Here is a 13,556-nt window from a genome sequence, read left to right as displayed (position 1 = left end):
CCATTTTCTAATCTTCCAGAGCAGAAGCTCCACCGACGATTTCGGTGATTTCTTGCGTGATTGCACTCTGCCTCACACGGTTATACTGAATCGTCATATCATTGATCATATTGGTCGCATTATCGGTGGCACTCTTCATGGCCGTCATGCGGGAAGCATGCTCGGATGATTTAGCGTCGATAATAGCGCCGTAAATCAAACTTTCCGCATATTGCGGAAGTAAAATTTCCAAAATTTCTTCTTTATTCGGTTCAAAAAGATAATCGACTTCGTAACCGACCGCTTCATGGGAATCCAAGTCCGTCAACGGCAGCATTTTTTCAGCCCGATACTCGGAGATCAAAGCGTTGACATGATGTTTGTAACAAACGTACAACTCATCAAAAGCACCATCACGGTAGAGTTGGATTGCCTTCACTACGATATCGCTGACTTCCGTAAAACTTGGTTGGTCATTCAGGTCCCTAATTTCGAATGCGACTTCGATGCCGCTCTTTCTGAGATCATCAGCGACCGCTCCGCCTACCGACAGCACAACAAACTCATCGTTTGAAGCGTGGTCGACCGCAAGCATATCTTTTGTCGCTTTAAGGATCGAACTGTTGTATCCTCCCGCCAAGCCTTTATCGGAAGAAATGATCAGATAGCCGGTTTTGCGGATCGGGCGTTCAATCAACATATCGTGAAAATCGACCAAAACTTGATCGCTCGCTGACACATGACCATGCTCTTCAAGCAAAGATAATTGCGTGCTGGCTATGTGGGTTACGATTTCGCGTATTTTTGCTGCATAAAGCTGATATCCCCGCACCTTTTGCTCGGCGCGGATCAGTTTGGAGGCAGATACCATTTGCATGGCGCTTGTTATTTGACTTGTCTTCTTTGTGGAAGCAATGCGTTTCCGGATGTCTATTAAAGACTCTGCCATATTATCACCTCAATATTATCTGTTCATGCTGACCAATCTACTCGACGTGCGGAATAAAGATGCCCGCGAATGCTTTCAGCGCTTCATCCAGGTCTTCCGTAGGCGGTAAGTCTTTTGTCTCCGTAATGATGGAGAACAGATTTGGATAGGACATTTTGACGAATTTGAACAGTTCAGACTCGTATCGTTCGATGTCCTGCACCGGAATGGAATCAATGAATCCATGCGTCAATGCATAGAGAATGAGAACTTGTTTTTCGACATCCAAGGTCTTGTGCAAGTCCTGCTTCAGTATTTCCACGGTTCTGCGGCCGCGGCTAAGGCGTTTCTGTGTTGAAACATCCAAGTCCGAACCGAACTGTGTGAATGCTTCCAGTTCGCGATAGCTGGCCAAATCGATACGCAGCGTTCCGGATACTTTTTTCATGGCTTTGATTTGAGCAGATCCGCCGACACGGGAAACGGATAAACCAGCAGATAGAGCCGGACGGATTCCCGAGAAGAACAGATCGCTTTCCAGGAAGATCTGACCATCCGTGATGGAGATGACGTTCGTCGGAATATAAGCGGAGATATCCCCGGCTTGCGTTTCTACGATCGGCAGGGAGGTGATGGAACCGCCGCCCAACTCATCGTTCAATTTTGCTGAACGTTCCAACAGACGGGAGTGCAAGTAGAAGACATCCCCTGGATACGCCTCACGACCTGGCGGACGGCGCAACAGCAAGGACATTTCGCGGTATGCAGCTGCCTGTTTGGAAAGATCATCATATACGATCAGGACGTGTTTGCCGTTGTGCATGAACTCTTCTGCCATCGCTGTAGCAGCGTAAGGCGCGATATAGAGCATAGGCGCGGATTGCGAGGCACTGGCGGTCACCACAATCGTATAATCCATTGCATGATGTTTTTTCAAGGTTTCCGTCATATTACGGACTGTTGATTCCTTTTGTCCGATTGCGACGTAGATGCAGATGACATCTTTTCCGCGTTGGTTCAGGATCGCATCGATTGCGATGCTTGTTTTCCCGGTTTTGCGGTCACCGATGATCAACTCGCGTTGGCCTCGACCGATCGGAACCAAAGCATCCAATGCTTTAAGGCCGGTCTGAAGAGGTTCTCTGACGGATTGACGATCCATAACGCCTGGTGCTGCGTTTTCAACCGGTCTTGTACCGGTAGTTTCGATGCTGCCTAAACCGTCGACTGGGCTGCCTAACGCATCCACAACGCGCCCGATCAACGCATCTCCGACCGGCACTTCCATGATTTTGCCTGTACGCTTGACGATATCGCCCTCATGGATATTTTCATAAGCTCCAAAAATGATGATACCGACATCGGTCATCTCCAGGTTTTGGGCCATACCGATGGAACCGTTGGAGAACTCCAGCAATTCACCGGACATAACGTTCTCCAAACCTTTCGCGCGTGCGATTCCATCACCGATGTAGGTAACTTTTCCAATTTCTTCAAACTCTGATACAGATTGAAAAGTGTTGATCCTATTTTTGATCAATGAACTCAAATCTTCGTTTTCAGTAGCCACATTATTCACCTCTTCAACCCTATTAATCTTTTAGGATATGTCTCTTCATTTCTTTCAACTTCGTAGCGATGGTATTGTCAAAATAGTGGTTTTCCGACTCCAACCGGACGCCGCCCATCACCGAGGGATCGACCACCTCTTTCACAAAGAAGGTCGCTTCCCCGATTCTTTTTTCCATTTTGTCCATGATGCGCGTTTTTTGTTCCGCTGTTAAAGGAACCGCAGAAGTCAACTTCACATTCACGAATACTTTTTTATTTTCATACAGCTCATTGAACGCCTTGACGGAAGCCAAGATACCTTCGTTATCAAGGTTATCTTGGAGTCCCTCGAGAAAAAGAAGCGTCTCAGGAGCGAGATACTTCACTGCCAAATCAAGATTTGGCTTCTCGCCCTCAGCGGCGTCTGCATGATTGAAGGCATCCTTCAACTGCGACAGATCGAGATAGAGTCTATCCGCAGTCTTCGAGTCTGTCAGGCGGTTATAGTAGGCTTGCACATAGGCTTCTACAGTAGTGATTGCTTTACCGTCCTTAACCATATCAATCATCCAGCCCTTCAATGAAAGCTTCGATCAAATTTTGTTGATCTGCTTGATTGATCTCCTTGCCGAGGATCTTTTCAGCGATTTCCACTGATATGACTCCGATTTCGGCGCGTAATCCTTCAAGAGCTTGTTTTCTTTCGAGTTCGAGCTCTTTTTGGGTCACTTGTTTGATCCGTAGCGCATCTTCTTTTGCTTCTTTGATGATTTCTTGTTGTATTTCATTGCCTTCCGCTTGAGCCCGGTTCAAAATATCGCTCGCTGTATTTCTGACTTCTATCAGCTGCGCATCGACTTCAGCTTGTTTCTTCTCGGCATTCTCTCGCGCACTTGCCGCTTTATCAATATTCGCATGTATCATTTCTTCCCGATCCGTTAAGATCTTCATCAAAGGCTGCCATGCGAACTTTTTGATAAGAGCCATCAATATCAGAAATGACAGCAGCGTGACAATCGTATCACCTAATGCGGTGATCTCTCCCAATACGAGATTGGCTGTCATTCTCATCCCTCCTGTAGTTATCTGTCTTTCTGGTCCCTATTATTGGAAAATCAGTAAGAAAGCTATAACTACTGCCATGATGGGAACAGCTTCGATCAAGCCGACACCGATGAACATCAAAGTCTGTAATTTGCTTTGTAATTCGGGTTGTCTTGCGATCGCTTCGATTGTAGTAGAAATAACCTTTCCGTTTCCTAATGATGCTCCGATGGCCGCACCGGCAACCGCAATAGCAGCTCCTATAAAGTTCATAATAATAATCTCCTTTTTCTCATATAATAATGCATACTTATTAAGCTCATGGATCAGCAGTTTATTCCGCTTCGATCTTATGGGCGAGGTAAACCATAGTCAACGTAGTGAAGACGAAAGCTTGGATCGATCCGATAAAGATGGAAAATCCTTGCCAAACCATTTGGAGAGGAATCCCGACCACCCAAGTCAATAAGCCGTATGAATTCGCTAATGAAGCAATCAACCCCAACAAAATTTCACCGGCATAAATATTTCCGTAAAGACGCAACGCCAATGTCAAAGTGTTCGTAAATTCCTCCAAAAGTTTGATCGGCATAAGAGGTGCAACTGGGCGAATATAACTGTTCATGAAATATTCCTTGAACCCATTTTCCTTAATACCAAAGTAATGCGTCAGCAAAATCACCATCAAGGCTAAGCCTAATGTGACGATCGGGCTGGCTGTAGGACTCTTCCAATAAGAGTGGCCATCGATGTTCAAGATGAACACAAGCCCCAACATATTGGCAACCCACACAAACAGGAACAAAGTGAATCCCAACAAGTGGAATTGTTGTCCGACTTTCCAGTGAAGCGAGCTAGAAATCATGTTCCGGATAAAATCAACCAAATATTCAATAGCCAATTGGCTTTTGGATATTGGCCTCACCGCCAGCTTCCGGGTAGCAATAAAACAAAATAAAAAAACAATGATGCAAGTCGCCAATACACTTATGATGATATTCAAACTGAAACCCAATCCCATAAAATGGATGACTTTAGATTCAGCTTCCAATATTTTCACCTCTTTTCAATACAAATAAAAAAACAGCTATGCCAAACCTAGTCCATGCTACATTATTTTAAAAGACATTCGTAAAAGTAGACAACTAATTTAGCTGGACCTCCCATACTCTAGTCACAATAAGTGGCTATTTCATAAGTTTCTTTGCATATCTGTTCAACATCGCTAATCATAACACCAACTTTATCGAAATTCAAAGCAAATATACGGTTTATAAGGATATTTTCGGCCTTTTCATGAAAATGATGAAAAGATACCGCCTTCATAATCATAGATACTCAATACATAAATATACTTATAGGATTATGAAAATCCGAACGCTGACCAAAAAGTGATCCGACTGGGGAAAAAAAAGCAAATTTATTGTCCTTCATGCTACCCTTAAAAACCTTGGACACTGTAGCCTTAAGCAGTTGAAGTATAACTAACTTAACTTGGACAAAAAAAACGAGCCAGAAATCCACATCGGATTTCTGGCTCAGCTCTTTAAGTCCACTTTCCGAGATTATGTAAATCGGAAGGACGTTCTCATGATAATATTGATGTTTTGACAATTGCGGACACAATTGCCTGAACGCCTTTTTGAACGATTATTTTGTGCCGAACAGTCGGTCACCAGCATCTCCCAATCCAGGCAAGATGTAGCTGTTTTCGTCCAATCTTTCGTCCAATGAAGCTGCATAGATATCCACATCAGGATAAGCCGCGTGCAATGCTTCAACTCCTTCAGGAGCTGCCACAAGGCAGATGAATTTCATGGATGATGGCGATGCGCCTCTCTTTTCCAAAGCTTCGATAGCTGCGATAGCTGATCCGCCTGTCGCCAACATTGGGTCAACGATGAACAATTGACGTTCTTGGATGTCAGTCGGAAGTTTCACGAAATACTCAACTGGTTCCAATGTTTCATGGTCACGGTACATGCCGATATGGCCAACTTTTGCTGCAGGCAACATAGCCAAGAAACCATCGACCATCCCTAAACCTGCACGCAAGATCGGAATGATGGCAACCTTTTTACCTGATAATGTTTTTTGAGTCGTTTTCACCAATGGCGTTTCGATCTCGATGTCTTCCAAAGGCATGTCCCTTGTTACTTCATAAGCCATCAACATTGCGATTTCGCTTACTACTTCACGGAACACTTTTGTTCCGCAGTCTTTCTCACGGATGATTGTTAATTTGTGTTGAATCAACGGATGATTCATTACATGGAATTCTCCCATATACTTTTGCCCCACTTTCCTATTTTTGCTCAACCTATTGTAATTGAAAACCGCTACAAATACCAGAAATAAAACAATGAGAAAACATTAAAAAAGCTGCCTCATGGAGAGACAGCTCTTCGGTAATCTATTTAAGCTTCAGTAGCAGCTAGTTTTTTGTGCAATGGGAAAGCTTGCGTGATGGCTTTGACAGCCGCACGGACTTCATCTAATTTCGCTTCATCATTGTGGTTTTGGATAGTTTCCACGATCAATTCAGCAATCTTGCGTGCTTCTGCTTCCTTCAGGCCTCTTGTAGTGATGGCAGGTGTGCCGATACGGATGCCGCTGGCTTTGTTGGCGCCAAGCGTTTCGAAAGGAATCGTATTTTTATTGACAGTGATTTCAACTGTATCCAATAATTTTTCTACTTGTTTTCCGTTCAAGCCGCTGCTTGTAACATCCAACAACAATAAGTGATTGTCTGTTCCGCCACTGATGACGCGCAAGTCGGATGCATTGAAGACATCAGCCATAGCTTGGGCATTTTTGATGACTTGTCCGATATATTCAGTGTACTCAGGTGTTGCAGCTTCAAAGAATGATACAGCTTTAGCAGCGATGACGTGCTCTAAAGGACCGCCTTGGATGCCTGGGAACACAGCGCTGTTCAACTTTTTGCCGAATTCTTCTTTGGCTAAGATGACGCCGCCGCGTGGGCCGCGTAACGTTTTGTGTGTAGTAGTGGTTACGATGTGGGCATATTCAACCGGATTTTGGTGATGTCCTGTTGCGCAAAGGCCTGCGATATGAGCCATATCGACCATGAAGTAGGCGCCGACTTCATCAGCGATTTCTCTTAAACGTTTGAAGTCGATTGCGCGCGGATAAGCGCTGGCGCCGGCAACGATCAATTTTGGTTGTTCTTTCAGGGCAATCTCTCTGACAGTGTCATAATTGATTGTTTCTGATTCTTTTTCTACACCGTAGGCAACGAAGTCATAGGTCTGACCGCTGAAATTCACGGATGCGCCATGCGTCAAGTGGCCGCCATGGCTAAGGTCCATACCCAAGATTTTGTCGCCGGGTTGAACTAATGCACGGTAAGCTGCCATATTTGCTTGCGAACCGGAGTGCGGTTGTACGTTGGCATATTCTGCGCCAAAGATTGCTTTAATGCGATCGATCGCCAAGTTTTCGATGATATCGATAAATTCGCAACCACCATAGTAACGACGACCAGGGTAGCCTTCAGCATATTTGTTTGTCAAGATGCTGCCTTGCGCTCTCATTACATCTTCAGATACAAAGTTTTCGGAAGCAATCAGTTCGATTCCGTTCTCTTGTCTTTCGCGTTCTTTATCAATTGCTGCAAATAATTCTTTATCCATGTTTGCACCCTTCCATCACATTATTCCAAAATTTTAAACATAAAAAAATGTAAGTTGAGTATAGCATAATTTTTCAGAAATAAAACATATAAGCTCCTGGATTTGAATATTTTGTATAAAAAGTAAGCTAAAGACGGATATTAGGCGATCATTTCGCCTGTTTTTTCGGATATTTTGAGGAAGCAGCCTTTTCCAGACGATTCATGAATGCCTTCCCGAGTCCGGAAAGGTCATAGGCCTCAGCCAGAATCACATCGATCGGTTGTTCATCGAGATAGCGCAATCCGGCATAAAGACGCTGAGATGCAGCCGCCACATCATCCTTCAATCCCAATGAATAGGTGGCTCGCGCTGCCGCCTTATGAACAGCCAGCTGTTCTTCGGAAGCCAAAATGCCGATCGCTTTGCCTTTACCGCGATACTCCTCAATGACGCCTTCCCAATCGGCAGCCGTTCCATCGATCAGAATGACCGGCTGAGCGGGAGCATAGTGCTGGTACTTCATCCCTGGCGCTTTAGGAGCCTCTGCTTCATTTGTTGTTTGCGCACTTCCTGCCAGTTTGCCGATGATCGGCTCCAACTGCACTTCGGTGATGGCTCCTGGACGCAAAATGACTGGCCCATCGGCATTGGTCAAATCCAGTACGGTTGATTCCAAACCGATCTGGGTTTCGCCTCCATCGAGGATTCCTGCAATTTTCCCCGAAAGGTCGTGCAACACATGCTGGGCTGTCGTCGGGCTTGGTTTGCCAGACGTATTCGCGCTCGGTCCGACCAAAGGAAAGCCGGTTTTTCTGATCAATTCCAGCGTCTGTTCCTGAGCGGGCATCCGCAGCGCGACGGTGTTGTGTCCTGCAGTGACGGTCGGCGCAAAAACCCCTTCCTTCATCGGAAAAATCAGAGTCAGAGGCCCTGGCCAAAAAGCCTCCATCAAGGCTTCAGCCTGTTGCGGAACAAAGGCTACATATTGGGCAATCTTCCGGTCGGAGACATGAACGATCAATGGGTTGTCGCTGGGTCTTCCTTTCACTTTGTATACATTTTTTACGGCTTCATCATTTGATGCGATAGCGCCCAGACCGTAGACAGTCTCTGTCGGGAAAGCGATCAATTCTCCGACTTTCAGCAGTTCGGCTGCCTCATCGATCGTTGAGGCGTCGTATATTTTTGTTTCCATAATAATATATGCTCCTTTCTGAATGTTTTGACTGGCATGGACGCTGCTCAGGTTAAAAAAATAGCCGGGGCAATTGCCCGCAGCCATTTTTTGCCCATGGATAACAGGCGACTCTTTTCTTATTTTACTATCAGCATGCGATCGAGGCCGGACAGATCCTTTTCGATCGTGACCGTTTTGTCCGGGAAAGCTTTTTTGTAGAGTTCCAATAATTTTTCGCCTTGGTTGAAGCCAATCTCCATGAACAGGCAGCCGTCCGTTTTCAAATGGAACGGAAGCGTGAATGCCATCTTTTGGTAAAGATCCAACCCGTCGTGATCAGCGAACAATGCCGAATGCGGTTCGTACTCCAAGACCGAGCTGTCCATCAAGCCGATTTCATCTTCGCTGATGTAGGGCGGATTGCTGAGAATGCAGTCGAACGTCTCCAGCTGCACGGGCTCCAGCAGATCCCCTTGCAGGAAACGGATGTCCGCATCCAGTTGATCCGCGTTCTCTTTCGCGACGGCCAAGGCTTCTTCAGAAAGATCGGTGGCAGTCACTTCATCCTGCGGGCGTTCCTTTTTCATCGCAATGGCAATAGCGCCGGATCCTGTCCCGATGTCCAGGACCTTCTGCGGCCCTTTCCCTTCCAGACATTGTAAGGCCCGTTGCACGAGCTCCTCCGTTTCCGGACGCGGAATCAACGTAGCTTCCGTTACTTTCAAAGGATAACCGTAAAACCATTCGACGCCTACGATGTATTGTATCGGTTTGCCCGAAACATACTCTTTTATGTCGCTGAAATACTGCTTGTATTCTTGTTCCGTAATCGGATCGGCAAAACGCATCAACAAATCCGTCTTCGTCCAACCCAAACGATCCAAAAGCAGTCTTTCAGCAGCTAACGGACTTTTCTCGTGCTGTTCCAAAAAAAGTGCGCCATTCTGCAAAGCTTGCTGGTAACTGAGCTCGTTAGATTGATCCATTGTTCAGGGACTCCAATTTTTGCGTTTGATCTGCCATGATCAAAGCATCGATGACTTCATCCAATTTTCCGCTCAAAATCGTATCCAACTTTTGCAAGGTCAAGCCGATCCGGTGATCCGTAACACGGTTTTGCGGGAAGTTGTAGGTACGGATCCGTTCAGAACGATCACCCGTCCCGACTGCGGATTTACGCGTCGCATCATATTCGGATTGTGCTTCTGAAGAGATTTTGTCGTATACACGCGTACGCAAAATTTTCATCGCTTTTTCGCGGTTTTTGATTTGGGAACGTTCATCCTGCATCGCAACGGCGATTCCCGTCGGCAAGTGAGTCAATCGGACCGCTGAAGCAGTCTTGTTGACGTGCTGTCCGCCGGCTCCGCTGGCATGGTAGATGTCCGTGCGGATGTCTTTATCTTCGATGTTCAATTCGACCTCTTCCGCTTCCGGCATGACGACCACGGTAGCAGTGGATGTGTGCACACGCCCTTGTGATTCTGTTTCCGGAACACGTTGGACACGGTGCGCGCCGCTCTCATATTTCAGTTTGGAGAAGGCGCCTTGGCCGCTGATCATCAGGATGATCTCTTTGTAACCGCCGATGCCGGTGATGTTGGCATCCATGACCTCGACCCGCCAGCCTTGGCTTTCCGCATATTTGCTGTACATCGTGAACAGCGTTCCAGCGAACAATGCAGCTTCATCCCCGCCGGCTGCCCCGCGTATTTCCATGATGATGTTCTTGTCATCGTTCGGATCAGTAGGAAGCAGCAAAACCTTGATGCGCTCTTCAAGTTCGGTCTTCTCTTTCTTTAAATCGGTCAATTCCTCTTTAGCCATAGCAGCCATGTCATCATCCAACTTTTCCGACAACAGCTCTTCCGTGTCGGCGATTTCTCCTTCAACCTCTTTATAACGCTTGAAGGTCGCAACTTTTTCACGCAGCCCCGCTTCTTCTTTGGTCAATTCCAAGAATCGTTTTGTATCGGAAAGGACTTCCGGATCGCTCAACAATTCGGAAAGTTCTTCATAACGGATAATGAATGCATCTAATTGATCATACATAACTTTTTCAAACTCCTCTTTTTTTGTTTCTGAGTATCTGTTCTAGGCCAATGGCGGATGGTGGTAATGGTTACGGCAGACAGGAAGATAGGATTCATTTCCGCCGATCTGGATTTGTTCGCCGTCATATACTGGTTTTCCGTCCACGACACGCATGTTCATGATTGCTTTTTTATGGCAGTACCAGCAGATGGTTTTTATTTCTTCTATCTTATCTGCGTACAGCAACAGATATTTTGAGCCTTCGAACAATTCGTTCTGGAAATCATTCTTCAATCCGAACGCCATCACCGGAATTGCCAATTCGTCGACGATGCGCGCCAATTGGATGACATGCGCTTTGGACAGGAATTGGGATTCATCTATCAATATGCAAGCCGGCTTTTTCGGATTTTTGCTGACTTCCAAGAATACATCTGTATCATCCGCGATCGGAGTGGCTTCGCGCTTCAATCCGATCCGACTCGAGACATAACCTACACCATCACGATCATCAAGCGCGCTTGTAAAAATCATCACCGATTTGTTCTGCTCTTCATAATTATAGGCGACCTTCAGGATCTCGATCGATTTCCCGCTGTTCATCGCCCCATATTTAAAAAATAACTGTGCCATCATGTCCACCTTTCCAACAGCGTCTTGCCTACTTTTCGTGCATCGGCCGGAATTTCCTGCAAAAAGAAAGGATGCCCTTGTGTCATCCTGCTTCCGACCCGCTATTATCTCACTTTCATCATTCCGTTCTGGTAAGATTACCGAATGATAAAAAAACTGAATAACATCCCGTATAATGATAGTAGGAAATGGCTCCAAAGTCAATAAAATTCACGATTATCGGCTGTCCTTCAGCAATCGGAAGCCCCTCTTCTGACACGATACGGAATCTAAAAATATTCAATCCCGGCAAATTCTGCTATACTAACGCTATCGAAAAAAGCCTTGTTATATGCTATGATGGCAAGAGATACATAAGTAAGGAGCGAATTTATTTGACTATCCGCGGTTCACTAGCAATCAATATCGGCAAAATCGCCCAGTGGGGTCTTCAGACATTCACCAAAGGCGGAACCAGTCTGCCCGGCAAACTGGCCGTCAAATTGGATCCCGACGTATTGCAACACCTTTCCGAAAATTTTGATGTCGTCATCATCACCGGCACGAACGGCAAAACGCTGACGACATCGTTGACTTATCATGTCCTGCAACAAAAATTTCCGCATATTTTGACGAATCCGACCGGAGCCAACATGGAGCAAGGCATCATCTCCACGTTCCTGGAAGGCTATTCGCGCAAAGTCAAAAAGGAAAGAGCCTTTGCTGTACTTGAGGTCGATGAAGCCAGCCTTGTCAAAGTGACGAAGTTCATCAAGCCGAAAGTCATCGTGAACACGAATGTATTCCGCGACCAGATGGACCGATTCGGAGAAATCTATACGATTTACCAAAAAATGGTCGATGGTGCTGCTTTGGCACCTGATGCCGTCATCCTCGCGAATGGGGACAGCCCGATCTTCAACTCCAAAGAGTTGGTAAACAAGCAGATCTATTTCGGCTTCAATCATGAACCGGATGGCGACACTTTGGCGCATTACAACACGGACGGCGTTCTTTGTCCGAAATGCCAACACATTTTGCGCTACAAATTCAACACCTACAGCAACCTTGGGAAATATTACTGCCCGCATTGCGATTTCAAACGTCCGGAACTGGCCTACGCTGTCACCAAAGTGAACAAACTGACGCATAAGAGTTCTTCCTTTGAGATCGATGGACATCCGTTCCACACGAATGTCGCAGGTCTCTACAATGTCTATAACGCCTTGGCGGCCTACTCAGTCGGCAAACATTTCGGCTTGACCCCCGAAGAGATCCAAGCCGGTTTCTCGGCGGCCCAGCAAAAATTCGGCCGTCAAGAAACGATCACCGTCGACGACAAGGATATCATCCTGAACCTGATCAAAAATCCGGTCGGCCTGAATCAGGTCATCGACCTTCTGCATTACGAAGATGAACCATTCAGCGTCGTCTCCATCCTGAATGACCGGCCGGCAGACGGAACCGATGTCAGCTGGATCTGGGACGGGAACTATGAGAAATTTTTGGATTTTGATATCCCAAAAGTAACCGTCAGCGGCATCCGCCAAAAAGAGTTGACATTAAGGATGAAGGTTGCCGGTATTCCGGAAGAAAAACTTGAAGTTTTGCCAGATATCACAGATGTCATCAAAGCCTTCAAAAATGCTCCAACGAAAAAAATCTATGTGATGGCAACTTACACCGCTGTGCTGCAACTCCGTAAAGAGCTGGCGAACCAAGGCTATATAGCGGAAAGGATGAAATAAATGCGACTACGTATTTGCCACTTGTACGGCAACCTGCTGAACACATACGGCGACAATGGGAATCTGTTGATGCTCCAGTACTGCGCCCGTGAAAAAGGCATCGATTTCGAAACGGAAATCATCAGTTTGGACCAACCCTTCGATCCCGATAAATATGACCTCGTCTTTTTCGGAGGAGGCCAGGATTACGAACAGTTCATCGTTTCCAAAGACATTCAGGCTAAAGCAGAAGGAATCAAGGAATACATCGAAAATGATGGCGTTGTATTGGCCATCTGTGGCGGCTACCAATTGTTGGGGCATTATTATATGGATGCATCCGGCAATAAGATCCCCGGCATCAGCGCCCTGGACCACTATACCCTGAGCCAGGACAATAACCGGTTTATTGGCGATATCACCATCCGCAGCGAGGAATTCAATGAAACCTACGAAGGATTCGAAAACCATAACGGACGGACTTTCCTTGGCGAAAACATGCGTCCGCTCGGAAAAGTCGAAAAAGGGATGGGCAACAATGGCGAAGACAAGACCGAAGGCGCCCGCTACAAAAATGTCTTCTGTTCCTATTTCCACGGTCCCCTGTTGGTCCGCAACATCCACTTGGCAAACCGCATCGTTGATCTGGCCATTGCCCAACACAACAAAAAAATCTAAAAATAAAACAAAGAAGAGGAGCTATCCCTGTAAATGGGACTAGCTCCTCTTCTTTGTGGTTTTAGCGCCCTAGTTGTCCGATTCTTACGCATTATCGGACAACTTCCTGTATTCCGCTGAGTATGATATCACAAAAAAAGGCTGCACCAGAATGATGCAGCCTTGCTGTTCCTTGCTGATACAGATCC

Annotated in this window: 14 protein-coding genes; 2 read left to right on the top strand and 12 right to left on the bottom strand. The window is 46.1% G+C overall.

What is annotated here, in order from left to right; all coding sequences use genetic code 11:
• Positions 1-7: 7 nt before the first annotated feature.
• The 12 genes from BM184_RS05875 to BM184_RS05815 form a co-directional block, all read right to left on the bottom strand.
• Positions 8-928 carry a F0F1 ATP synthase subunit gamma gene (locus tag BM184_RS05875; RefSeq protein ID WP_086942576.1) on the bottom strand — a complete coding sequence of 307 codons (921 nt, stop codon included), beginning with the start codon at positions 926-928 and terminating at the stop codon, positions 8-10.
• Between the two features lie 37 nt (positions 929-965).
• Positions 966-2,477 carry a F0F1 ATP synthase subunit alpha gene (gene atpA, locus BM184_RS05870; RefSeq protein ID WP_086942575.1) on the bottom strand — a complete coding sequence of 504 codons (1,512 nt, stop codon included), beginning with the start codon at positions 2,475-2,477 and terminating at the stop codon, positions 966-968.
• A gap of 22 nt (positions 2,478-2,499) precedes the next feature.
• Positions 2,500-3,027, bottom strand: coding sequence for a F0F1 ATP synthase subunit delta (locus BM184_RS05865; RefSeq protein WP_086942574.1), 528 nt, complete (start codon positions 3,025-3,027; stop codon positions 2,500-2,502).
• Complete coding sequence (atpF, locus tag BM184_RS05860) at positions 3,020-3,523, bottom strand: F0F1 ATP synthase subunit B (RefSeq protein WP_177208563.1); 504 nt, start codon at positions 3,521-3,523, stop codon at positions 3,020-3,022. Before atpF ends, BM184_RS05865 begins: the two co-directional genes overlap by 8 nt.
• A 39-nt stretch (positions 3,524-3,562) precedes the next feature.
• Positions 3,563-3,775 carry a F0F1 ATP synthase subunit C gene (gene atpE, locus BM184_RS05855; protein WP_086627433.1) on the bottom strand — a complete coding sequence of 71 codons (213 nt, stop codon included), beginning with the start codon at positions 3,773-3,775 and terminating at the stop codon, positions 3,563-3,565.
• A 61-nt stretch (positions 3,776-3,836) separates the two neighbouring features.
• On the bottom strand, positions 3,837-4,553 hold the full coding sequence (gene atpB, locus BM184_RS05850) for a F0F1 ATP synthase subunit A (protein WP_086942572.1): 717 nt from the start codon (positions 4,551-4,553) through the stop codon (positions 3,837-3,839).
• A gap of 599 nt (positions 4,554-5,152) precedes the next feature.
• A complete protein-coding gene (upp, locus tag BM184_RS05840) occupies positions 5,153-5,788 on the bottom strand; it encodes a uracil phosphoribosyltransferase (RefSeq protein ID WP_086942570.1) in 636 nt (211 codons plus the stop codon).
• Positions 5,789-5,919: 131 nt separating this feature from the next.
• Positions 5,920-7,158 carry a serine hydroxymethyltransferase gene (gene glyA / locus BM184_RS05835; RefSeq protein ID WP_086942569.1) on the bottom strand — a complete coding sequence of 413 codons (1,239 nt, stop codon included), beginning with the start codon at positions 7,156-7,158 and terminating at the stop codon, positions 5,920-5,922.
• Between the two features lie 148 nt (positions 7,159-7,306).
• Positions 7,307-8,335 (bottom strand): L-threonylcarbamoyladenylate synthase, encoded by a 1,029-nt coding sequence (locus BM184_RS05830; protein WP_086942568.1) that lies wholly within the window; start codon positions 8,333-8,335, stop codon positions 7,307-7,309.
• Between the two features lie 119 nt (positions 8,336-8,454).
• Entirely contained in the window at positions 8,455-9,303 is an 849-nt protein-coding gene (gene prmC, locus BM184_RS05825) for a peptide chain release factor N(5)-glutamine methyltransferase (protein ID WP_086942567.1), read from the bottom strand.
• A complete protein-coding gene (prfA, locus tag BM184_RS05820) occupies positions 9,290-10,369 on the bottom strand; it encodes a peptide chain release factor 1 (protein WP_086942566.1) in 1,080 nt (359 codons plus the stop codon). The genes prmC and prfA overlap by 14 nt, the downstream gene beginning before the upstream one ends.
• A 42-nt stretch (positions 10,370-10,411) precedes the next feature.
• Entirely contained in the window at positions 10,412-10,984 is a 573-nt protein-coding gene (locus BM184_RS05815) for a thymidine kinase (RefSeq protein ID WP_086942565.1), read from the bottom strand.
• Between the two features lie 374 nt (positions 10,985-11,358).
• On the opposite strand from BM184_RS05815, the gene BM184_RS15265 reads away from it, so the two are divergent.
• The gene (locus tag BM184_RS15265) at positions 11,359-12,711 is read left to right on the top strand and encodes a Mur ligase family protein (RefSeq protein ID WP_177208562.1); all 1,353 of its coding nucleotides are present in this window, start codon (positions 11,359-11,361) and stop codon (positions 12,709-12,711) included.
• Entirely contained in the window at positions 12,712-13,368 is a 657-nt protein-coding gene (locus tag BM184_RS15260) for a type 1 glutamine amidotransferase (RefSeq protein WP_177208561.1), read from the top strand. It abuts the gene before it with no gap.
• Positions 13,369-13,556: the final 188 nt, after the last annotated feature.

This window comes from Trichococcus pasteurii, from assembly GCF_900112935.1.
Taxonomy (GTDB): domain Bacteria; phylum Bacillota; class Bacilli; order Lactobacillales; family Aerococcaceae; genus Trichococcus; species Trichococcus pasteurii.
Note: the sequence above shows the minus strand (reverse complement) of the source record. Positions and strands in the feature narration are given on the sequence as shown.